Annotated in this window: 16 protein-coding genes; 13 read left to right on the forward strand and 3 right to left on the reverse strand. The window is 57.4% G+C overall.

Annotated features, from left to right (window positions below; translation table 11 throughout):
* Positions 1-104: 104 nt before the first annotated feature.
* The 4 genes from RWL87_RS03115 (at position 105) to RWL87_RS03130 (ending at position 6,308) form a co-directional block, all read left to right on the forward strand.
* Positions 105-539 (forward strand): metalloregulator ArsR/SmtB family transcription factor, encoded by a 435-nt coding sequence (locus RWL87_RS03115; protein ID WP_313968874.1) that lies wholly within the window; start codon positions 105-107, stop codon positions 537-539.
* Between the two features lie 132 nt (positions 540-671).
* Positions 672-2,705, forward strand: a complete 2,034-nt coding sequence (thrS, locus tag RWL87_RS03120; RefSeq protein ID WP_313968875.1) for a threonine--tRNA ligase — start codon at positions 672-674, stop codon at positions 2,703-2,705.
* 411 nt (positions 2,706-3,116) lie between these two features.
* Entirely contained in the window at positions 3,117-4,934 is a 1,818-nt protein-coding gene (locus RWL87_RS03125) for an AIPR family protein (protein ID WP_313968876.1), read from the forward strand.
* Between the two features lie 1,104 nt (positions 4,935-6,038).
* Positions 6,039-6,308: an aminotransferase gene (locus tag RWL87_RS03130; protein WP_313968877.1), complete on the forward strand. Its 270-nt coding sequence runs from the start codon at positions 6,039-6,041 to the stop codon at positions 6,306-6,308.
* Between the two features lie 89 nt (positions 6,309-6,397).
* On the opposite strand, the gene RWL87_RS03135 is transcribed toward RWL87_RS03130, so the two are convergent.
* The 3 genes from RWL87_RS03135 to RWL87_RS03145 form a co-directional block, all read right to left on the reverse strand.
* Complete coding sequence (locus RWL87_RS03135) at positions 6,398-7,405, reverse strand: hypothetical protein (protein WP_313968878.1); 1,008 nt, start codon at positions 7,403-7,405, stop codon at positions 6,398-6,400.
* A 183-nt stretch (positions 7,406-7,588) separates the two neighbouring features.
* On the reverse strand, positions 7,589-10,495 hold the full coding sequence (locus RWL87_RS03140) for an FAD-binding and (Fe-S)-binding domain-containing protein (protein WP_313968879.1): 2,907 nt from the start codon (positions 10,493-10,495) through the stop codon (positions 7,589-7,591).
* Positions 10,496-10,735: 240 nt separating this feature from the next.
* Positions 10,736-11,671, reverse strand: a complete 936-nt coding sequence (locus tag RWL87_RS03145) for a hypothetical protein (protein WP_313968880.1) — start codon at positions 11,669-11,671, stop codon at positions 10,736-10,738.
* A gap of 121 nt (positions 11,672-11,792) precedes the next feature.
* On the opposite strand from RWL87_RS03145, the gene RWL87_RS03150 reads away from it, so the two are divergent.
* The 9 genes from RWL87_RS03150 to ruvA all read left to right on the forward strand — a co-directional run bounded on the left by RWL87_RS03150 (position 11,793) and on the right by ruvA (position 21,944).
* On the forward strand, positions 11,793-13,493 hold the full coding sequence (locus tag RWL87_RS03150; protein WP_313968881.1) for an ion channel: 1,701 nt from the start codon (positions 11,793-11,795) through the stop codon (positions 13,491-13,493).
* Positions 13,494-13,985: 492 nt separating this feature from the next.
* On the forward strand, positions 13,986-14,636 hold the full coding sequence (locus RWL87_RS03155; RefSeq protein WP_294458606.1) for an aspartate ammonia-lyase: 651 nt from the start codon (positions 13,986-13,988) through the stop codon (positions 14,634-14,636).
* Positions 14,637-14,723: 87 nt separating this feature from the next.
* Positions 14,724-15,299 (forward strand): HIT domain-containing protein, encoded by a 576-nt coding sequence (locus tag RWL87_RS03160; RefSeq protein WP_313968882.1) that lies wholly within the window; start codon positions 14,724-14,726, stop codon positions 15,297-15,299.
* Positions 15,300-15,832: 533 nt separating this feature from the next.
* On the forward strand, positions 15,833-17,011 hold the full coding sequence (locus RWL87_RS03165) for a hypothetical protein (RefSeq protein ID WP_313968883.1): 1,179 nt from the start codon (positions 15,833-15,835) through the stop codon (positions 17,009-17,011).
* Between the two features lie 216 nt (positions 17,012-17,227).
* Positions 17,228-18,511 carry a Mur ligase family protein gene (locus tag RWL87_RS03170; RefSeq protein ID WP_070543618.1) on the forward strand — a complete coding sequence of 428 codons (1,284 nt, stop codon included), beginning with the start codon at positions 17,228-17,230 and terminating at the stop codon, positions 18,509-18,511.
* A complete protein-coding gene (locus tag RWL87_RS03175; RefSeq protein WP_297604976.1) occupies positions 18,511-19,278 on the forward strand; it encodes a type 1 glutamine amidotransferase in 768 nt (255 codons plus the stop codon). The genes RWL87_RS03170 and RWL87_RS03175 overlap by 1 nt, the downstream gene beginning before the upstream one ends.
* Positions 19,279-19,414: 136 nt before the next feature.
* Positions 19,415-20,173 (forward strand): YebC/PmpR family DNA-binding transcriptional regulator, encoded by a 759-nt coding sequence (locus RWL87_RS03180; RefSeq protein ID WP_313968884.1) that lies wholly within the window; start codon positions 19,415-19,417, stop codon positions 20,171-20,173.
* Positions 20,174-20,457: 284 nt separating this feature from the next.
* A complete protein-coding gene (ruvC, locus tag RWL87_RS03185) occupies positions 20,458-21,114 on the forward strand; it encodes a crossover junction endodeoxyribonuclease RuvC (protein ID WP_313968982.1) in 657 nt (218 codons plus the stop codon).
* Positions 21,115-21,323: 209 nt separating this feature from the next.
* Positions 21,324-21,944, forward strand: a complete 621-nt coding sequence (gene ruvA / locus RWL87_RS03190; protein ID WP_005505871.1) for a Holliday junction branch migration protein RuvA — start codon at positions 21,324-21,326, stop codon at positions 21,942-21,944.
* Positions 21,945-22,072 lie beyond the last annotated feature (128 nt).

Raw genomic sequence — 22,072 nt, forward strand, 5'->3', positions numbered from 1 at the left:
CGAGCTGATGCGCAGTTAGGGGAGAGGGGCACGCTCAAGAAAGCACGCCGCGCAGGCGTAACTTTCTTGACGTGCCCCCTTCCTGTACCTAAGGTGAAAATACTATGACTCAGAGCCACCACACAGACCAGAACGAAACTAACACCACCCACACCCACGCCGCAGAACATGTAGCGGCGCATGTGGCAGACCACGCCCACGAGGTGCCCGCTAACGCGCCCCTCCTCGAAGGCAACAGCCCCAAGGACTGGGAGGAACAGTTCGGCCCGTCCGTGGCGATTTTCTCTGCGCTCGCGAACCCGCTGCGCTTGGCGATTGCGCACCACCTGATGCATCGCCCGCACAGTGTGAGCGAACTGCACACCTGCCTGGGTATTTCGCAGCCGCTCGCCTCGCACCACCTGCGCATCCTGCGTGAGGCGCACGTGATTGACCGTGAGCAGCAGGGCCGCACCACTATTTACCGTCTGAAGGATGACCATATTAGCCACATTGTGGTTGACGTGTATGAGCATACGCGTGAACATCATGCGGACTAGTCTGTCCTCAAGCTGAGCGTTGGCTGGGAGCCGTTGTAAGATGGTGTGTGTCCGTGCACCAGTACAGTGCGGAATAGTATGCGCACCCGCGGCGCCCATGTGCGGCCGCGCGCGCCTGAGTTAAGGAGACTTATGTCTGCCGCTGATTCTTCAGCAATTGTTATTAGCGTTTCTGGTGAGGAACGCGAGGTTACCGCGAAGACTGCCGCTGAGCTGTTCGCTGACGACCCGAAGATCGTTGTGGCACGCGTGAACGGCGTGCTCGTTGATCTCTCCCATGAGCTGTCTGCTGGCGATTCCGTTGAGCCGGTTTTCATTCATGAGCCGGACGGCCTGAACGTTCTGCGCCACTCTGCTGCGCACGTGATGGCGCAGGCGGTGCAGGAGTACCGTAAGGACGCCAAGCTGGGCATTGGCCCGTACATTACTGACGGCTTCTACTTTGACTTTGATGTGGCTGAGCCCTTCACCCCGGAAGATCTGAAGAAGATCGAGAAGTCGATGATTAAGATCATCAAGTCCGGTCAGCTGTTCCGCCGCCGCGTGGTCACCCACGACGAGGCTGTCGCTGAGATGGCGAACGAGCCGTACAAGCTGGAGCTGCTCTCCTTGAGCCAGGGCCCCGGTTCTGGTGCTGATGCTGCCGAGGGCGCATCCGTGGAGGTCGGCGAGGGTGAAATCACCATCTACGACAACGTGCACCCGAAGACCGGCGAGACCGTCTGGAAGGACCTCTGCCGCGGCCCGCACCTGCCGAACACCAAGCTGATTGCTAACGGCTACGCCCTGATGCGTGCCGGTGGCGCGTACTGGCGTGGTTCTGAGAAGAACCCCATGCTGCAGCGTATTTACGGTACCGCATGGCCGACTAAGGAAGAGCTGGTGGCGTACAAGGAGCGCATCGCTGAGGCGGAGCGCCGCGACCACCGCCGCCTGGGCCGTGAACTGGACCTGTTCTCCTTCCCGAAGAACATTGGCCCCGGCCTGCCGGTGATTCACCCTAAGGGTGGCGTGATTAAGCGCGAGATGGAAGATTACGTGCGTACCCGCCACATTCAGGAGGGTTTCCAGTACGTCAGCACCCCGCACATTTCGAAGGAAGACCTGTTCTACACTTCCGGTCACCTTCCGTACTATGCGGATGGCATGTTCCCCTCCATGGAGCTGGATAACGGTAACTACCGTCTGAAGGCTATGAACTGCCCGATGCACAACGAGATTTACCGTTCTCGTGGCCGTTCGTACCGTGAGCTGCCGCTGCGTTTCTTCGAGTTCGGCACCGTGTACCGTGACGAGAAGTCCGGCGTGCTGCAGGGCCTGACCCGTGTGCGCATGATTACTCAGGACGACTCGCACTCGTACGTGACGAAGGAGCAGGCACCGGATGAGGTGCGTCACCTGCTGAAGTTCATGCTGAGCCTGCTTGAGGACTTCGGCATGACTGACTTCTACCTTGAGCTGTCGACCCGCGACACTGAGGGTGATAAGAAGGATAAGTTCATCGGTACTGATGAGCAGTGGGAAGAGGCTACCGCGGTTCTGGAGCAGGTTGCGAAGGAGACCGGTCTGGAGCTCGTTCCGGATCCCGGTGGAGCTGCGTTCTATGGCCCGAAGATTTCGGTTCAGGCGAAGGACGCGATTGGCCGTACCTGGCAGATGTCGACCGTTCAGTACGACTTCAACCAGCCGAGCCGTTTCGGTCTGGAGTACCAGGCTGCTGACGGCACCGTGCAGGAGCCGGTCATGATTCACTCGGCGAAGTTCGGCTCGATTGAGCGCTTCTTGGGTGTGCTGACCGAGCACTATGCGGGTGCGTTCCCGGCTTGGTTGTCGCCGGTTCAGGTCATTGGTGTGCCGGTGGCTGAGGCGTTCAACGACTACATGACCGAGATTGCGGACAAGCTGCGTGCGCACGGCGTGCGTGTTGAGGTGGACTACGGTTCGGACCGCTTCACCAAGAAGATTCGTACCGCGTCTACTGAGAAGGTTCCGTTCATTCTGATTGCTGGCGGTGAGGATGCGGAGCACGGCGCTGTTTCGTTCCGTTTCCGCGGCAACAAGCAGGAGAACGGTGTGCCCGTGGATGAGGCTGTGGCACGTATTGTGGAGCATATCCGTAACCGTGTGAACGAAGACCCCAAGCCCAGCACTGAGGCTGCTGAGTAGTACTAGGCTTTCTGGTCTAGCGCATATATAGAAACCACCCCCTTTGCGGCGACAAGCTGCGGAGAGGGTGGTTTTTTGCGCGCTTTGAGGAGGCGCGGGTGGGGGAGTGCGGTGGGGTGCAGAAATGTTGTGTTGTGCGGGAGTTTCTCCTAGTCCGGGCGGGTGTCTTCGTGCTAATGTGAATGATGGTACTTACGTTCGTTGCCGTTCGGAAGTGCTGGTAATTGTACGATTCGGATAAGGATGTCTGAGTGCGACCTAAGTACCTTGTATGTACTTATATTGCGAGGCATACTATTTTCACAAGTTTAGGAGGGGTTTATCGAGGGTTATCGTTAATCCATTTAATAATGTAGGCGTAACACTGCCTGACTGTTGTTGTTAAATCCCTTGTTTAGCGTAGGAGAAAATATGGTTAATAGGAATGACTATTTACTTGTAGACCGAAAGAGCATGGAGGCTTATCGGAATGCGTGTGAATCGGGGGTAATCCCTGATTCCTTTGAAGATAATGAAAAAACAACTGATCTTGAGAGAAAAAGAATCGGTTTTTATTTTCTAATTCTGAAGAATATAACTGATATTGATAGTGATGAAGATATTTCAAAAATGATCATTGATACAGAATACTTTGCTAAAATTCGAGGCGGAGTAAACAATGATTTGGGTGTTGATGCTTATTATATAAATGAAAATAACAAAGAAATTAATCTTTTCAACTTTAAATACAGAGAAAATTGGAAGATTGAATCTAAATTCAAGGGCGGTGAAACACATAGCACCCTCAGGTTTCTTAATGTAATCTCAGGGGAGGAGGAGCCGTCTAAAATTCTAAGTGATTATGAAGATGCTGAATATACAATTAAGGTTCTGGAGGAAATTGATAAATACAGGGAGCAAGAAGAAGATGCATCAATTAATCTGTATTTTATTTCGAATGAAGTGAATCCCTTGGATAATCGCGAAAAGAAACGTCTTGAAAAGATGTATAACCTGACTGTAAAGCCGGTTTCTCTGGGGGATATTTCAGACCTGCTAGTTCGAGTAAAGAAAGATATTTCTGCAAAACTAAAAATTCGGAGGGAAAAGGTTATGACTTACAGGGAGTCAGATGATTCTTCCGATACTTCTTATGTTTTTAATATTCCGCTCCTTGAGCTTGCTCGAATCACAAGTAAGGACGAGGATGTGCGTAATGACTTGAAGGAACATAATGTAGTTGAGTTTTCAGATGAAGAATGTGTTGAAGAGTTGAAATATATTGAACTTGAGCCTGCACTCCTTCATGATAACGTTCGTGGTTTTTTGGGGAAGACCAATTTTAATGCTGGAATCATTGGAACCATTGAAAAAGATCCTAGGAAATTCTTCATGTTTAATAACGGTATAACTATTACAGCTGAGGATATAAAAAATAATCCTCGTGATGGTGTGCCAACTACAGTTCTGAAACTTGTAAATTACCAGGTTGTTAATGGCGGGCAAACCTTGAAGTCAGTGCATAAATTTATTGAAGAAAACGTTGATAAGGATCCATACGGCGTTGTGTCCTCGCTGAGGGAAGCGTCAGTTCTTGTTCGCGCATATTCTGTTGGTGCGAGCGATGAGGATGATGAGGATGTGCATGCTAATGGAAAGGCTTACTCTGTAGGAACTCAGATTGCTCGGTTTACTAATAGTCAAAATGCTATCAATCCTGCTGACTTGCATTCAAATGATGCCTGGCAAACTAAACTTAAAAAATATCTCGATGGTAAGCAGTATGAATATATTCTTAAGCGTAGTCATGTTTCTGGAAAGAAAAAGAATGGTAAGCGTTCTGTGTCCATGGAATTAGTCGCTCAGATACTTATGGCTATTATTAAGGAAGAGCCTGGCAAGGCAAGTAATCAGAAACGAAAGCTGTTTACTGATTTTTATGAAGATATATTTGATGGGTCAACAGAATTTGATAAAATTAAAGATCTTCTTGATAAGTACTTTATGGTTATGGAATATTATGAATCTCAGGTAGATGAAAATGGTAAAAAGCTGGGAAAGAGTGTCCAACGCGATTTGTATACACTGTATATCATGGAGAAAACTGGAATTAAAGATATTTCTGAGGCTGAAAAAGTGCTAGACGATGCATTTGCAACATTTATGGCAGGTGTAGATATAGCGAAGTATAGGCGCCTTGCGTATGCAAAATTTAAGGACGCTGTAGACGAGCAAATTGCTATGCTGTAATACATATTTTTAAGTATAAAGACCCGATGAATGTTTCTGTATCATTCATCGGGTCTTCTTTATATTGTGAGATATGCTCAGGGGAACACTCTAGTTCCAAGAGCTCTCAAGGTTCTGTAATGAGACATTTAATGAATAGCCTGACCGATGGTTGCTAGTTACGAACTTTTGAGGTCAGAGCAGATGGTGTTGCTTTCCGCAGATTATCTTTTCTTGGTCAGACTTAGCTCCAGAGTGCTAGCATGGTAGTAAGGCAAACGTCCATAGTCATTCAGAAAATGGGTAGCTGGATGACTCTGAAAATGATGTATCGCCGTTGATTATTGAGGGAGCACGAGCGTATGAAGTCGAATAAGTATGTTCCTGTTGGGATGCTGTTCTTGATCCTGGCAATTATCTTGAACGTAGTGTCAAATGTCAGCGACCTGGTGCTTGGAATCCTCTACGGCATCTCGATAGCAGTATTGATTATTGGACTATCTAATAGTCGAAAATAGGTGCTGCAACTGAGAAAAGGGGGCTGGGGGTCTTCCCGTTTTGGCCGCTCAGCTGGGAGTAGCTGCATGGAGCTGCCGAGGTGAATTATAAGCAACCAAGGAGGTATATTATGAAAAGTATTAGTTTTCAGAGCATCGGTGCTTTTATCCTCGTATTTTCTCTTTCCTGTCTGTTCTTGACAGTGATTCAGGGAATGGGAAATCTTTGTTCACCAAACGTTCTTATGATTTCCTTAGGTATGGGTTTGGTATCGGCTACCATGTACTTCTTTGCATTCAGGAATCATGACTAGTCAACCGTGCTATCTTAAAACATCTTAGAGGTAGGGCTATTGTCAGCCCTACCTCTCTTTTGTGTGTCTATGCCATATGGTGTGTCTACGGTAGCGCACTAGGGTTCGTTTGAAATCCTGTACTCGCACCTAGTTGTTCCCAATCTTTTTGCGCGACGGCGGCGGTCAAGCACGGTGCTTGCGCGGGTATACCTGTGCCTTCGCTATTACATAGTCGAAGAGAACCGACCCCTGAATAGTATTATCGAAAGCAACGCCGCTTACGAAGAAGCAACAGTCTTTATCGTAGAAGGCGCATTTGAAAGGATTGAAGAATGGCAAGCATTGAAGTGATGAAAGAAAGAGCTCGCATCGCGGGACGCTTCAACCTGTCTGCCCGCCGAAACCCGGAGCATAGGGCACTTGTTGCGCTCGCTGTACAGAAGGCAGGAGGGGAGTGCCACGTCATCCCTGCGGCTCCCGGCGAAGATGAGGCTGACGTACTCGACCGTGCGCGCAAGGTTGCGGGCGGTAGACCCGTCATTATCGTGACGGAGGCTGACGGGAAGCTTCGCGCTCGCCTCGTCAATGGCGAGAACAACTAGGCTGAACAATTCTAAAACTAGCAGAAGACCCGGCGGGTACTACAGATGTAGTATCCGCCGGGTCTTCTCATACACAGCAAACAGGGGGATTAGTTCTGAGAACCTTCAAGGTTCTGCAGGAACACACCCAGCGAAATGTTCGGATCAGACTCCAAAACCCAATCCGCGTTACCGCTTGAAGAGCCGCCCAGAACAAAACGGGAAGCAGCAGACTGGCTTGTAAACTCAATCGGTTTCACAATCTTCAAACCATCCAGGTGACCGGCGGCAACCTGCTCAGCGCGGGTAGCCTCCAAAGCCTCCAAATCCTTCAGATAGCTCGCCTTGGCCGTCTTTGGTGCACGCACCGGCAGGAGCTCACCCTCAAATACCTCAACGCCCACACGATTACCAGAGATATTAACAATCCGCGCGCGAGCCGGATGCTTCAACTCCTTGCGCTTAATACGGAATACTGCATCAGCCAAAGCGGCAGGGAGTTGAGCTTCTTCCGGCTGAGAAATAGTAGAAGAATCAACAGCCGGCGCATTCGCCGTTACCTCTGTACCCGTCGACTTAGCCTTCTTCGGGGTGGTGGGCTCAAACATGCGGTGACCACTCGCGCGTAGCATCAGTAGAACTTCAAGGACGAGGGAACGCAGAATTGCTTTCTTCACTTTTGCGATATTTCCGGCGAAGGGGATAATGCCATTCTCCAGACGATATCTGCCAACCTTCTGAGCCTCACGACAGAACGCGCTTTCCAGGTAGTTGAGCTCTGTCGCTTCCCAAGAATTGTCGGTGGAAGTAATCAGGTACGCGGTATCCCAGAAATCCTTAGAGCGGTCATGCTCACGAATACGGCCTATCAGCCCATTTCCATTCAGGCGTTTTGCCGCCTGGCCAATATACAGGCGGGGGTCGTTTGCTGAGGAATTCGTGAGGAAGTAGATACCGGAGAAATGCAGTTCCTCTTCGTTTTTGTATTTCTCAAGCAGAGTGCGGGGGAGCTTATCAATCGTGATGTTTCGGTTATAGAGCTGGTAAGTAACACGCTCTACAACATCGCCCTCCCAAAGAGTTGTATATAGCCGAACAGTAGTCGGGGTGATAGACACGGTGCTCCTTCGCTGCCGTTGTGAGTGAACAATCAAGATGAGACCCTTATAGGGTTCCTGAGTAGCAATAATACAGGGTTATTGATTCCTGTGAGATACTTCAAGTCATCAAAAAGACCCGGTGGACTATCACATAAGATAGCCCGCCGGGTCCCTTCTTTATACCGCTATGCGCTCAACCCGTTAGCGGGTGGTGCGTTCCAGCAGCTGCAGCACGTTCTGGTAGCTGTGGCCGGTCGCCTCCGTCATGCCCTGCTCACAGGTACGGTTAGCCGAAATGTATGCGGCAAACTGCTTCTGCTCGCTCAGCTCCGCAGCCTCCGCCTCCGTAGCGCTCGCAGTCAGCTCCGGGTGCAGCATACCGCGGTCACCCGCATAACCACAGCAACCCCAGTGCTTCGGCACATACACGTCGTCACTCATCGCGTTCGCAATCTTCTCAAACGCAGGCTGAGTGCCCAGGTGAGTCATCGAACAGGTCGGGTGCAGTGCAACCGACGGCAGGGGAGCAGACACGGTCAGCTTGTCCAGCATGTTGTCGGCGGCGAACTGCACCGCATCGTACAAGCGCAGACGCGAGTAGTCCGGCTCGCCCGGCTGCAGACCGTTCACAATCTTGTGCTCAAGCGCCTTAATAACCTTCTCGCGCATCACCTCAAGGCCCTCAGTACAGGACGAAGCGTCACACACAACCGGCAGGCGGCCACCGTCGGTAGCCTCCCACAGGGACTTCAGCACGCGATCACTCATGACCGAGTAGCCGTCGGTGAAGCCCTTCGACTTCCACGGGGTAGCACAGCACATCTCACCAATATTGTCAGGGATGCGGTACTTCACGCCGGCACGCTCGCACAGGCGGATGAACGCCTGGGTTGCGTTGACCGGGTCGTGCTTGCCGTCGCCGTCCACACCGCCGAACATGGCGTTCACGCAGGCGGGGAAGAACACGATCTCAGCGGTTGCATCCTTGTGCGGCTTACGTGCCGGGCCACCAACCGGCAGGTCCTTCTTGTAGGAGGGAACCATATCGTCACCCATGACCTTACGGGCAATGTTGGTGGTACCGTGCACCACGGGGAACGGCAGCTTCTTCGCCACGGTCAGGGCCTTGCCGGCGACCTTGTCCATGACGCCCCACTGCTGCGCGGCGACCTTCCAGCCGGCGGCAGCCATCTTGTCCTGGTTCTCAGAACGCAGGCGGCGAATCAGGTCACCGGTGTTAATGTTCACGGGGCAGCGGGTCTGGCACATGCCGTCCACAGCACAGGTCTCAATGCCGTAGTACTCGTACTCCTTACGCAGGCGCTCAGCGAGCTCGTGGTCGCCGTTCGCCTCAGCGGCGGCAATCTCACGGCGCAACACAATGCGCTTACGCGGGGTCAGAGTCAGGTTGCGGGAGGGGCAGACCGGCTCGCAGTAGCCGCACTCCACGCAACGGTCGACTTCTTCCTCAACGGTCTCTGCGACCTTCAGGTTAGTCACGTAGTCGGTATCCGGCTCAACCAGCAGAACGCCGGGGTTCATGAAGCCCTTCGGGTCAATGAGGCGCTTAATCTGGCGCATCACGTCGAAGAGTTCGTCACCGAACTGGCGGCTCACGAACGGCGCCATGATACGGCCGGTACCGTGCTCAGCCTTCAGCGAGCCGTCAGCAGCAAGAATCAGCTGAACCATTTCTTCGGTGAAGTCGCGGTAGCGGTCGAGCTGCTTCGGGTCGCGGAACTGCTCGTTCAGCATGAAGTGGATGTTACCGTCCTTCGCGTGACCGAAAATCACGGAGTCCTTGTAGCCGTGTGCGTCGAACAGCTTGGTCAGGTCGCTACAGGTGTTGCCCAGAACCTCGACGGGCACGACCACGTCTTCGAGTAGTGCGTTGGTGCCGGAGCGGCGGTTACCCGCCACGGTGGTGTACAGGCCACGGCGGGCAGCCCACAGGGCGTTACGCTCAGACAGCTTGCTGGTCATCGACACGGGCGAAGCCACCGGCAGGCTCTTAAACATGGGTGCTGCAGCGGCGGCAAGGTCGCTCAGCTCCTGCTCGGAGTTGCCCTGGAACTCAACCAGCAGGGCGGCGTGATCCTTCACGTCGATGGCGGCGAGCGCCTCCGCAGCCTGGCCGGTACGCTGAGCCACACGAATACTGGTAGCGTCCATCAGCTCGACGGTTGCCAGCTTGTTAGCAACCAGTTCGGGCACGGAGCGTGCCGCGTCAATCAGGTTGTCGAACACGAGCAGGCCGGTGGAAATGTTCTTCAGAATCGGCAGGGTGCGGTAGGTTGCCGAAGCAACGAAGCCGAGGGTACCCTCCGAACCAATCAGCAGGTGCTGCAGAATGTCCACGGGGGTTTCAAAGTCGACCAGGGAGTTCAGGCCGTAACCCATGGTGTTCTTCATGGAGTACTGCTGGCGAATCTTCGCCATGGATTCGGGGTTCTCAAGCACGCGCTTGCGCAGGCGCAGCAGGCCCTCGTGAAGTTCAGGTTCGAGGGAGCGCAGCTTCTGGTCAGCGTCCGGTTCGGCGGTGTCAATGATGGTGCCGCTGGGGAGCACGAACACCATGGAGTCGAGGGTGTTGTACGTGTTGTACTTGGTGCCCGACGACATACCGGAGGAGTTGTTCGCAACCACACCACCGATGGTACATGCGGACCAGGAGGCGGGGTCCGGGCCGAGCTTGTAGCCGTAGGGTGCCAGGTAGTTGTTGACCATCATGATGGTCGCGCCGGGCTGTACGCGCACCTTCTTGCCGTCTTCAAGGACTTCAATCTTCTTGAAGTGGCGGCGGGTGTCGACCATGAGGCCGTCACCGCTTGCCTGGCCGGAGAGGGAGGTACCGCCGGAGCGGAAGGTGAGGGGCAGACCGAGGTCGCCGGCTGCGCGGAAGATGTTTGCGACGTCTTCAGCGGAGTCGGGGCGAATCAGGCCGGCGGGCACGAGCAGATAGTGGGATGCGTCGTGCGAGATTGCCAAGCGTTCGAGTTCGGAGACGCTGGATTCGACTGCCTCAGCGCGCGCGTCAGAGAGTAGGCGCTTGAGGGTGTCTTCGTAGGGGGACTTGAGTGCTTCGGACGTGTTTGACACGACGGTCATGATTTTGCTTCCTTACTGGTGACAGGTGCGTGAATGCTGTCTTTATTCCAGTATCTTCCTTTGAACGCCGTCTTTTCTGGTTAGTTATGGCTAAGCTTGGCGACTACTTGTCACTATAAAGGGGGTGGGTTATACACCGTGCTGATGCGTAGGTTTGCCGCGTATTTGCTGGTTTTCCGGGGGAAATACGCCCGGGCCTGCGGAGGCGCACCCACCACATTCTGAACGCCGCGGCTGCTCTTAGGCGCGGCCGCCGAGGGCCGTAACATTCCAGCTGGCAGTACTATCAGAAGTCACCACACCACAAAACAGGGGAGACCCCGCCGAAGCACGCACCCCCAAATCCTCCACAAACACGCGGCCACCCGCAGGCACACTACGCTCCTTACGATCCACACCCGCACAATACACCGTCATCTTCGCACCCGAACGGTTCTCCACCGCAACCGAACCGCCACCAGATACCGTATCGTGCACAAAACCGCGGCTGCCCTGCATCTGAATCTCGCCAACCTCCGCGCTCTGACTCGTCAACGGCACACCATCAGGCGCCTCAAATACGCCCGAAGAATCAACACCCGCCGCACGAACCGACACCATCCACTCAGCATCATCAGCCAGCTGCGACGTCGAAGCCGTCACACGCGCCGAACTATACGGCACACTCACCGCACCGGCAGACTTAGCAGTACTAGAGGGACTTGGCGCAGACGCGCTCGCCGTATTACGAACCCACACGCCCGCACCCTCACCCGAACCGCCAGCAACCACCTCAACCGTGGTACCCGAACCGTCCGAAACCGAAACCTTCATCGTGCCCTCCGGTTCACCGCGACGCTCAAACTCCACATACGAATAGGAGGCGGGAGCCGCCGGGCCCTCAAAGACCGCCTCCTCAACAGCGCCGCGACCGGCAAATAGGCGGAAACCCTCAGAATCCTGAATCACCGGCGCCGTCGCGTGGCTCGCAGCAGTCGGCTCAGACGAAGCCTCCGCAGATGCAGAAGGGGAGGAATTCAGGGTTGCGCACCCGCCCAGGGCGGCGGCGAGCGCACCGGAGAGGCAAAGGCTCGCGCCCAACTGACGGAAGCTCAGTTGACGGAAACCCGGCTGACGGAAGTTCGGCTGAGGAAAACCCGACTGGCGGAAGAAGAAAGCGGTGGTGTGTGAAGACATGAGGCACTCCGATGTGCGGGGTAGCAACATAAGGTTGCTTTGATAGGTACAACACGCATTTTGCCAGGTTGGGTGCGCTCAGTGCAACGAAGATTAGGGTGCGCGGAGTATCATTCACACTATGGATAAGGCAGAACAGAACCAGACAGACAACACGGTAAAGAACGGCACAGCACCCAATACCTCGGGGAATACCTCGGGCAATATTCCGGGGAACAGCCCGGTGGGTGCGTCTGCGCGCCCTGAAACTGTTGCATCTGAAACTACCGCATCTGAAGCCGCCGCTGAGAATACCACGAAGGCTGGTTATACCCAGTCGGCACCGGCAGAATCCAGTGCCGCCAAAACTAGTGCTGCAGCAAGTAGCCCCGCAGAGGCTACCGCCCCCGGCATGGAGGCAGTACAGGTTGATGCCGTGCAGATTGATAGCGCCCGCCTGGACAGCACCCACTCCGTCTACTCCACCGACCTGGACCCCGACGACGACTACGAAGAGGTCGTCGAAGAGTACGCCACCACCGACGCGCCGGACGGTACGCACCGCGAGGAGCGTCGCATCACCCGCACCACGCATCACCCGCACGGCAAGGGCGACCAGAAAGCTGGCACCCAGAAGGCAGGCACCCAGGGTAACCCTGATAGTGCCGCCGAGATTATTGACGCGGGCGAACCTGAAACGCACACCACGACCATCCGCACGGTCACCCGCACCGTCACGGACCCGCCGCGTCGCGCCCCGCGCACCCGCCTGTTCCGCACGCTCAGCAAGTACCGCGGCGAGAAGAACCTGGCCGCGTGGGAAGACCGCACTTCCACGCCCATGTTCGTGGCGTCCGTGCTGTACCTGCTTGCGTTCGCCGCGCCCATCATGAGCACGCGTATTCAGGAGCCGTACGACGGGTACCTCAACATCATTCAGATGATTCTGTGGGGCCTCTTCGCCGCCGACTACTGCGTGCGCCTGTACCTGGCGCCGCGGCGACTCTACTTCATCACGCACAACCTGATGAACCTGGCCATCGTGCTGCTGCCGGCGTGGCGTATCGTTAGCTTCCTGGCCATGATTCACCTGACCGCCAACCGCCAATACAAGAGGCTCTCCGAACTGGGGATGAAGCTCTTCGGCTACACCGCGATCTTCATCATCATGTTTGCCCTGTCGATCTATTCGGTGGAGTCCTCCGAGCCGGGCGCGATGATTCGTGACCTGCCCACCGCCTACTGGTGGATGTTCACGACCCTCGCCACGGTCGGCTACGGAGACGTTTACCCGGTCACCGGTATCGGCAGGGTCATCGCCGTGATCGTCATGCTGTACGGCGGGGGCTTGGTCGCGGTTGCTACCGGTGCGCTCGCGAGCTGGATTATCGAAAAGTTTGGTGGCAGGGAGGAGCAGGAGTACCCCGCAACCAAGGCTGACGTGGACGATCTTCGCCAGGAGATTTCTGAGTTGCGTGCCCTGCTGGCTCGTGAGTATGCGCGCCGTGAAGCCCGCGACTACACGTTGCGTGAGGTCGTGGATGAAGACGGTGTGCACCCGGTTCCTTCGGATGCGGAGGCGGCACGCCGCGCCGGTTTCAGCGCCGCCGCGGGCTTTACTGCCCCTGGTACTCCTGGCGCTCCGGGTGCTGCTGCGGCAGCTTCTGCGGAGGCTACCCCGAACACCGCGCCCGGCGCCGCGCGGGCTGGTGAACCTGCCGACTCCTCGGCATCTCATGAGGTTGCGGTGCGCGAGCAGGAGCCGGTCGCCCTGCTGGAGGAGACCCGCCAGACGTTCACGATTATTCGTGAGAAGTTCTCGCTACGTTCCCGCAAGCAGTAGTCCGCTCGCAAATACCCTGCGGACAGTAACCGGGCTGTAGCGGCTCGGTTGCGGTAGCGCAGATAGCAGCGCAGATATAACAGTTCAGTTGAGGCTTGGCGCTCAAACCCACACCGCATACTTATTGAAGCGGTGGGTTTGGGTGCCGAGCCCACGCGAAGGCAAGACGAAGGCAAGAAAATTGCCGCCCACGCCACCGTGCGGGATATTTCGCCTTGTCGAGGCAAAATTAGCCCGTGGAGAGTGCAAATTGGGGCTCGTGTGCGCGAAAAACCCCTCAACTTAAGATCTAATGTGACCAAACTATCTTTTAAAAATGGCCGCCACTGGTGAAACTCCTAGCCAGAGCCTATAAACTATCTACCGTGCCGGTTATCGAACGCCCTGTAGCCCAACGCGCTACGGGGTTTCGTTATATCCCCACCTCACTCACGGGGAGGCACCACTCAACTCACAAACTCACTCAAACACATACACTGTTAGGACACGTTCGTGGCACCTAAGTCCGCCCTGGGCGCGCTCACTCTACTCGTCGGCGCGCTCTCCCTCACCGCGTGCGCATCTGCGCCGAATAATGCCTCCGCAAGTGCGGTTGTTGACCCCGCAGCTTTTGAAACCGCCGAGCCCAGCGCCGCCTCCGCTCCCGGCGACGCTAGCACCGGAATCAAGGCGGCGGCTAGCGTCTCGCACGACCCGTCGATTCACCCGACCGCAACTCAGCCCACTGAGACCCCCGCGCCGGACAACACCAGCAACCAAGAGCCCGCCGCATCCGACGCGACGGCTGTGCCCTCTTCCGTGCTCGCAACCCGCTCGACTGCGAGCGCTGACGGCACCTGGGTTCAGCAGGACTCCACCAACCTCGAGAACTACATGGATGCCGTCATTCACGACGGCGTTATTGAGGTGACTTACCACCTGAACCACGAAGAGCTGGCAACCCCCTTCTGGGTCGGCACCTTCGAAGCAAAAGACGGCAACTTCAGCTACATTTCCCGCGTGGACCGCGCGAAGCTGGCGCGTGCGCCGTACGCCTCCGACAAGGAGACCAAGGAATTCACCATGGAGAACGGCGTGCTGAGCTTCCCCATGACCTTTGAGGGTGCCACTCGCATCATTCACCTGGAAAAACAGCACAGCTAAGCGCGCTGCTGGGGGAGTCATCTCATATCTGGCACGCATGACGGACGGGGCATTCCCGTTGCCGCGCGCGGGCTATAGAATGGGACTATGAGCGAGAACACGACCCCCGAGCACGGCACCGCAGCCTCGGTGCAGGATTCCTTCGAGCTGCCCGGCGCACCGGACCAATTCCAGCGCCTGTGGACCCCTCACCGCACCGCCTACGTGAGCGGCGGCCAGAAGGATTACACCGAGAAGACCTGCCCCTTCTGCACTGCGCCCAGCCGCAGTGACGAGGAGTCGCTGATTGTGCACCGCGGCGAGCATGCCTTCGTGATTCTCAACCTCTACCCGTACAACCCCGGCCACCTACTGGTCTGCCCGTACCGCCACATCCCGTTCTACGATGATGCGACCGAGGCGGAAACCATTGAGATTGCGCAGCTGACCCAGCTTGCGATGAAGGTTCTGCGCGAGGTGTCGCATAACGACGGCTTCAACATCGGCATGAACCAGGGCAAGGTGGGCGGCGCGGGCATTGCTGATCACCTGCATCAGCACATTCTGCCGCGCTGGAGTGGGGACACGAACTTCCTGCCGATTATCGCTCAGACGAAGACCATGTCCCGCACGCTGGATGATATGCGTTCTGCGATTGCGGAGGGGTTTGCTCGCCTCAGCTAGACAGTCTAGTTGTCTGGTTGATGGGCGTGGCGGGTTTGCGAACCTGCACTCATTGCTTTAATTTGCCAGCCAGTGCACAAAAAATCTGCGTCATAAATGCGTAGATTAGGCGTTTAACGCTTATTTGAATGACGTTATGTCTGCTATATGTGGCAAAGTTTTAACTGCAGCGTCGCTGCGGGGAAGCTTCCGGCTTCCATAAACACCGCATAGCTCACCGAAAATAGCGGTCACCGATCGCTTTCCGGCTTGGCAGGGTAAGCACCCTGCATCAACCACAGAGGTCAGCGCCTCAGCTGAGAACCCACCCCGCCGTGCGTGAACGCACGGCAACACTGCGGGGGTGCGGATCAGCGTGAAGGACGCTGGCCTCTTTTTGTGTTCTGCGGATGCGCGTGGCAGATGCGTGTGGGGGCGAGCGCGCGGGGAATGTGCGGAACGTCTAGGGTGAGCCCGCCGGTCGTGCCACGAACCCGCCAGACCCGCTAGATTTGCCAGCACTAGATGTACCAGACCCGTTAGAGTGGAATGCTATGGACTACCCCAACCTGCTTGAGACTGCTTTCGACGAGTTTAGTGCTGCGCCCGCCGCCGGTAATAATGCCGCTGTCGGGGATTCAGCAGGCGCGCCGCAGCTGCTCATCTGGAGGCAGATCCGCTGGTCCAACCGCCGCCCGCTCATTGAAGTGGAACCGGTCGTGCCCGGCGGGGTCGCGGAAGGAACTCATAACCGGGCGTCTCAAGCGGCGGGGGAGAGCGCCCCTAACCAGGAAAGCAACCCTGCGCAGCGTGGCGTTCCGAGCGGGGTTCGCATCCAGATTCCGCTGACCCCCGGCGCCTACCTGGGGCTGCGCATTCCGCGCGATAGCGAGGGGGAACTCTACCGCTACTGCGCTGGATACACCACCGGCACGAGCAATGACGCCACCCCCGAGACTGGGGGAACCTCTGCCGGAATCCGCCGCGTACCCTGCCCTGAAGGCACCCGCATCCAGCGTGGTCAGCAGTGCCCGCGCTGTACCGCCCGCGATGAATTTACCGCCCTGCACAGCGCGCACCTGTACCCCGGAACGCTCACCGAATCTATGCGCGCCTACGCCATGCTGGAGCATCGCCTCTACATCGCGACCTTCCCCGACGGCACGCACAAGGTCGGCACGAGCTCCCTGCATTCGACCCCGCGCCGCCTGGACGAGCAGGCGGTCGCCACCGCCACCTACATTGCGCTCGCACCCGACGGGCTTGCCATTCGCCGCGCCGAGGACGCCGTGACCGCGCTTGCGAAGATTCCACAGGTCAAACAGGTGGCGAGCAAGTACCGCGCCTGGACGAACCCGCTGCCCGGCGCGCAGCTTCGTGTTGCCCACCAGGAGGCGGTTGCCCGCGCCCGCGAAGCGCTCGCCGAACTGGCGCGCACCGACCCGGAGGTGCCGCTCACCGCCCTGGATGAGCCGTGGATTCCGTCGCTCGCCATGAACCGCCCGTATGCGGCTCTGCGCGCGCATTCGCCCGAACCGCTGGCGCCCTGTGATTCCGGTTTGGAGAGCGGGGCGGCTGGCTTCTTCTGTACGGGTGCGGCGGGTCAGTTTTTGAGCGCCCACACCGGCGATGCTGACGCGGCGTTCCTGGTGAATACTGCCGCGTGGCGGAACGTGCTGGTGGAGCCGGCGCAGGAGTTCACGCGGGTGAGGGTCCAGGGCTCGCTGTTCTAAATAAACCCGCCGCCGGTGAGAAGTAGGGGAGAGCCTCGCTAGAAATAGTGCGCAGCTCGAAAACCTCGGCGCCCTATTTCAAACCCCCGTACCAAAACCTCCACACCAAAACCACTGCACCAAGCCTCAGGCGCACCAAACCCCCGCCCCCGCCCCTTCCGGCCTGAGCGAACGAGACCCCACGCACCATTCAGCCGCTGGTGTGCGTGTACTAAAATGGTAAGCATGTCCAAACCCCTCATTCGTCTCCTCGGCCAGGGCGTACGCGCCGCGACTAAGCTTCGCGGTGGCGGCTCCGCGTTCCCCGGCCTTGTCATGGAAAAATTGCACCCCGACTTCGTCGCTGAAGAGCTCGCGAAGCTGCCTTACGGCGTGGTTGTTGTCTCCGGTACGAACGGTAAGACCACCACCACGAAGATGGCTGTGCAGCTGCTTGAAGCTCAGGGTCTGAAGGTTTTCACTAACCGCACCGGCTCGAATTTTGTGCGCGGTGTTGCCGCGGCGCTGCTGGGCGAGATGACTCTCGGCGGCAAGCTTGACGCTGATATTGCTGTGCTTGAGCTGGACGAGGCGCACGCCGTGCACTTCGTGAAGGCTGTCAAGCCCGACTACGCGCTGCTGCTGAACGTGCTCCGCGACCAGCTGGACCGTTTCGGTGAGATTGACACGACCCGCCGCATGCTGGCGACGGTCGCCTCCGCAACGACCGGTACCGTGGTGCTCAACCGTGAGGACCCGCGCATCCGCTCCCTCGCTGAGAACGTGCAGCCTGGCGTGACCGTCAAGTATTACGGCCTGGATGAGTCCCTGCGCTCGTACTTCCCCTCGGATGATGAGATGCGCGGCGGCACCGTCGCGAAGGCAACCCTGCCCGAGGCAGACGTCACCTTGACCGCGTTCTCCGGCACCTCCGCAACCTTCGACCTGGCGGGTGTGGAGCGAGTCGGCGAGATCAACCTCTACGGCATTTACAACATCTTCAACGCGGCTGGCGCTATGGCGCTGACCCGCGCCGTCATGGGCGAGAAGCTCAACGAAGATAAGCTCATCGCGGAGCTGGCGAAGATTACCCCCGCCTTCGGTCGCGGTGAGACTCTGAACGTGAACGGCCGCCCGCTGCAACTGCTGCTGGTGAAGAACCCGAGTGGTTTCCGCCTGTCCCTGGCGAGCGCGAACGCTGACGACTACGCCACCATGATTACGATTAACGACCAGTACGCTGACGGTCGTGACGTGTCCTGGCTGTGGGATGTTGACTTCGACAGCTTGAAGAAGACCGGCGTGCAGATGGTTTCGGGTGTGCGCGCCTGGGATATGGCGCTGCGCCTGGAGCATGACGGCGTGAAGGTTGACGAGGTCAACGAGAACCTCGCCGATGCGCTCAAGGGCTTCATTGCCTCCAGCGGTAACGCGCCCATGCGTATTTTCTGCACTTACACCGCAATGCTGGCTCTGCGTGAAGAGCTCGCAAAGATTACTGACGTTGAGAGGGTCTCCTAATGACGGCAACTCACACTTTTGAGGGCACCCCCGCCTCCGGCCCCAATAACGGTAAGACTCTGCGTATTCTGCAGCTGTACCCGCTCGACATGAACATTTACGGCGACTGGGGCAACACCCTGGCGCTGGCTCGTCGCGCGCAGGCGCACGGCTTTGACGTGCAGATTCTGGACCACAACCCCGGTCAGCCCTTCCCCGAGGACGTCGACATCATCCTTGGCGGCGGCGGCCAGGACTCCGGTCAGTCTGTGATTCAGGACGACCTGCACGCTAACGGTGACACTCTGCGTTCGCTGGCTGAGGACGGCGTGCCGATGCTCGTCATTTGTGGTCTGTACCAGCTGTTCGGTAAGGAGTTCCGCACCCGTGAGGGTGAGGTGCTGAAGGGTATCGGCATTTTTGATGCGCACACGGTCGGCGGCGATGATCGCCTGATTGGCAACATTGTTGAGGAGTCTGCGGAGTTCGGTACCGTGATTGGTTTTGAGAACCACTCGGGCCTGACCTACCTGGGCCCCGGTTGCACCCCGCTGGCTACCGTCACCAAGGGCGATGGCAACAATGTGACCGATACTTACGAGGGTGCGCGCGTACACAACGTGATTGGCACCTACCTGCACGGTTCGCTGCTGCCGAAGAACCCGAAGATTTCGGACTACCTGATTGAGCAGGCGGCAAAGCGTAAGTTTGGCGAGTTCACGCCGAACACGATTGACGACTCGCTGGTGGAGAAGGCACGCGCTTCGGCTGCGTCTCGCCCCCGCTAGCACCCTATTCCGGGCGGTGGCGTGCACTTTTTGAGGTGGTGTGCGCCTCCGCTACGGTATAGTTGATTGAGTTATAGTACAGTGCGCGGGGCGTTTCGCCGTGTCCGTGCAGAGGTTTTGACTAAGGGAGATACGAATGTCGGGTCACTCTAAATGGGCGACTACTAAGCACAAGAAGGCCGCTATCGACGCTAAGCGCGCGAAGGCTTTCGCGAAGTTCATTAAGGCAATTGAAGTTGCAGCACGTATGGGCGGCGCTGATATTGCTGGTAACCCCGCTCTTGACCTTGCTGTGTCGAAGGCGAAGAAGAACTCCGTTCCTAACGACAACATTGACCGCGCAATCAAGCGTGGCGCTGGCCTGACCGGTGAGACCATTGACTACACCGAAATCATGTACGAGGCACGCGGCCCGCAGGGTACCGCTCTGTACATCGAGTGTCTGACCGATAACCGTAACCGCGCAGCTTCTGAGGTTCGCCTGGCTGTGACCCGTAACGGCGGCACCATGGCTGACCAGGGTTCGGTTGCGTTCCTGTTCGAGCGTAAGGGCGTTGCTGAGGTCACCAAGACTGACGGTCTGACCGAGGACGACGTTCTGATGGCTGTCCTGGATGCAGGCGCTGAAGAGGTTCTGGACGAGGGCGACGTGTTCACCGTTGTCTCCGCAGCAACCGACCTGCCCGAGATTCGTAAGGCTCTGGACGAGGCTGGCCTGCAGTACAACAACGATGACCCGGTCTTCCGCCCGACCATGCAGGTTGACCTGGACGCTGAGGGCGCTAAGAAGTTCCTGAAGCTGGCAGACGCGATTGAAGAGCTCGACGACGTTCAGAACGTCTACTCGAACGCTAACGTCTCTGACGAGGTTATGGCAGAGCTGGAAGCTGAGTAATCACAGCTGAGTAATCACTCGGATTCTGATATCTGATGCTTGAAGAAGCCGCTCCTTTGACCGACCCGCCGCACGGTGGCTGGCTGGTTGGGGGAGTGGCTTCTTAGCGTCTGGGGTTTATTTTTGGGAGGCACGGGGGACTTGGGCGGCGCGCGGTGACCGTTCCCGTGGCGTGCCCCGGTGCCGGGTGCTAGGATTCTGGAGGACTGGAATCTAGAGATTCTCTAGGGAGTTTGTCGAAAGGGGAGATGATGGCTGCCGCTCAACCTGCCGCACGCGATAGCATGCGTGAGAACCGTACCGCCGCCGCTGTGGAGCGCGTGCCGGGTGCCACCCGCATCATGGGCGTTGACCCCGGTCTGACCCGCTGCGGTTTCTCCATGCTCGATATGACCGCTGATCGTAAGGCGCACTTCGTGAACGTGGGTGTTGCCGGTACGGTCCCGGCGGAGTCCCTGGACCAGCGTATTCTCTGGATTTTCAACGCCGCCTCCCACTGGTTGGATACCTACAAACCGGATGCCCTGGCGATTGAGCGTATCTTCGCGCAGGAGCAGGTGAACACGGTGATTGGTACGGCGCACGCTTCGGGTGCGGTGATTTCTGCGGCGGCAATGCGCGGCGTGCCGGTGTTCTTCCATACCCCCTCGGAGGTGAAGGCGGCGGTGACCGGTAGCGGCCGCGCCGATAAAGCCTCCGTGGGTCGCATGGTGACCCGCATTCTGGGGCTGGAATCCATGCCGAAGCCCGCCGATGCTGCCGATGCCCTGGCGATTGCGATCTGTCACGGCTGGCGTGGCGGCGGCATTGGTTCGGGTATCAACATGGCGGCCCAGACGCAGACGCACCAGGGTTCGCGCCCGGCGCAGGCGCCTCGCGGTGGGTCGTTGACTCCGGCGCAGCGTGCCTGGATGGAGGCGGAGGCGCGCGCTCGCCGCTAACGGGCGGGGCGTGTGTGGGTCTTCTGAGCGCTCGCAGGTATTCGCTAAGAAGTTCGAATATATGCTTGATTTCAGAAGAAATATTCTAATATACTTGTAGTGTCTCCCCGTTGAACTGGGGGAGTGCGTTCTGTGGGTGCCGGAGTTCCCGGTTCCCTCACACTGCCGCGAGCCTCATTCCTGGGCGCGGTGTTGAAAGGTGGAGAGAAATGATTGCATCCCTGACCGGTCGTGTGGCTCAGGTGGGCCTTGATCATGCGGTGATTAACGTGAACGGTTTCGGCATGCTCGTGTACGCGACCGCGCGTACTCTCTCCAAGCTGCGCACGGGTGAGGAAGCTACCGTGCTGACCACCATGATTGTGCGTGAAGAGTCGATGACTCTGTACGGTTTTTCGGAGCCTGCCGAGCGTGAAGTGTTCGATATGATGCTTTCGGTTTCCGGTATTGGCCCGCGTATTGCGCTGGCGGTGTTGAGTGTTCACACTGCCGCTGAGGTGGAGCGCGCCGTGGCGACCGGTGACGATAAGGCGTTCACGAAGGTTCCCGGTATCGGTCCGAAGGGTGCTCGCCGTATTGTGCTGGAGCTTGCCGGCAAGCTGATTCTCAGCGACGGCCAGACCGATGAGCTGCCGCTGAGCCAGGGCATTGTCTGGAAGCCGCAGGTGCTTGATGCTCTCACCTCCCTGGGCTGGAGCGAGAAGGACGCTTCCGCCGCTATTGACGCTTATGTGCAGCACAACCCTGCCGCAGAGACCGAGCCGGTGGGTGTGGCTCTGCGCGGTGTGCTCGCCTCCTTGGGTACTCAGAACACGGTGGGCCGCCACTAGACGGCGCGCCCTGCCAGACGTATCCCACTCAAACTTTTGTGAAAGAAGAATTCTATGAGCCAGAATCCCTATGAGTCGCAGCCCGCGGCGTCCCTGGTTTCCGGCGGGTATTTTCCCGGTCAGGTGCC

Origin of the sequence: uncultured Rothia sp., assembly GCF_963555405.1 — a bacterium.
Lineage (GTDB): Bacteria > Actinomycetota > Actinomycetes > Actinomycetales > Micrococcaceae > Rothia.

Bases quoted from the DNA above. Each gene is read 5' to 3' on its own strand.
- RWL87_RS03115 (WP_313968874.1), top strand. From the start codon at position 105: ATGACTCAGAGCCACCACACAGACCAGAACGAAACTAACACCACCCAC.
- thrS (WP_313968875.1), top strand. From the start codon at position 672: ATGTCTGCCGCTGATTCTTCAGCAATTGTTATTAGCGTTTCTGGTGAG.
- RWL87_RS03125 (WP_313968876.1), top strand. From the start codon at position 3,117: ATGGTTAATAGGAATGACTATTTACTTGTAGACCGAAAGAGCATGGAG.
- RWL87_RS03130 (WP_313968877.1), top strand. From the start codon at position 6,039: ATGGCAAGCATTGAAGTGATGAAAGAAAGAGCTCGCATCGCGGGACGC.
- RWL87_RS03140 (WP_313968879.1), bottom strand. From the start codon at position 10,495: ATGACCGTCGTGTCAAACACGTCCGAAGCACTCAAGTCCCCCTACGAA.
- RWL87_RS03145 (WP_313968880.1), bottom strand. From the start codon at position 11,671: ATGTCTTCACACACCACCGCTTTCTTCTTCCGCCAGTCGGGTTTTCCT.
- RWL87_RS03150 (WP_313968881.1), top strand. From the start codon at position 11,793: ATGGATAAGGCAGAACAGAACCAGACAGACAACACGGTAAAGAACGGC.
- RWL87_RS03160 (WP_313968882.1), top strand. From the start codon at position 14,724: ATGAGCGAGAACACGACCCCCGAGCACGGCACCGCAGCCTCGGTGCAG.
- RWL87_RS03165 (WP_313968883.1), top strand. From the start codon at position 15,833: ATGGACTACCCCAACCTGCTTGAGACTGCTTTCGACGAGTTTAGTGCT.
- RWL87_RS03170 (WP_070543618.1), top strand. From the start codon at position 17,228: ATGGTAAGCATGTCCAAACCCCTCATTCGTCTCCTCGGCCAGGGCGTA.
- RWL87_RS03175 (WP_297604976.1), top strand. From the start codon at position 18,511: ATGACGGCAACTCACACTTTTGAGGGCACCCCCGCCTCCGGCCCCAAT.
- RWL87_RS03180 (WP_313968884.1), top strand. From the start codon at position 19,415: ATGTCGGGTCACTCTAAATGGGCGACTACTAAGCACAAGAAGGCCGCT.
- ruvC (WP_313968982.1), top strand. From the start codon at position 20,458: ATGCGTGAGAACCGTACCGCCGCCGCTGTGGAGCGCGTGCCGGGTGCC.
- ruvA (WP_005505871.1), top strand. From the start codon at position 21,324: ATGATTGCATCCCTGACCGGTCGTGTGGCTCAGGTGGGCCTTGATCAT.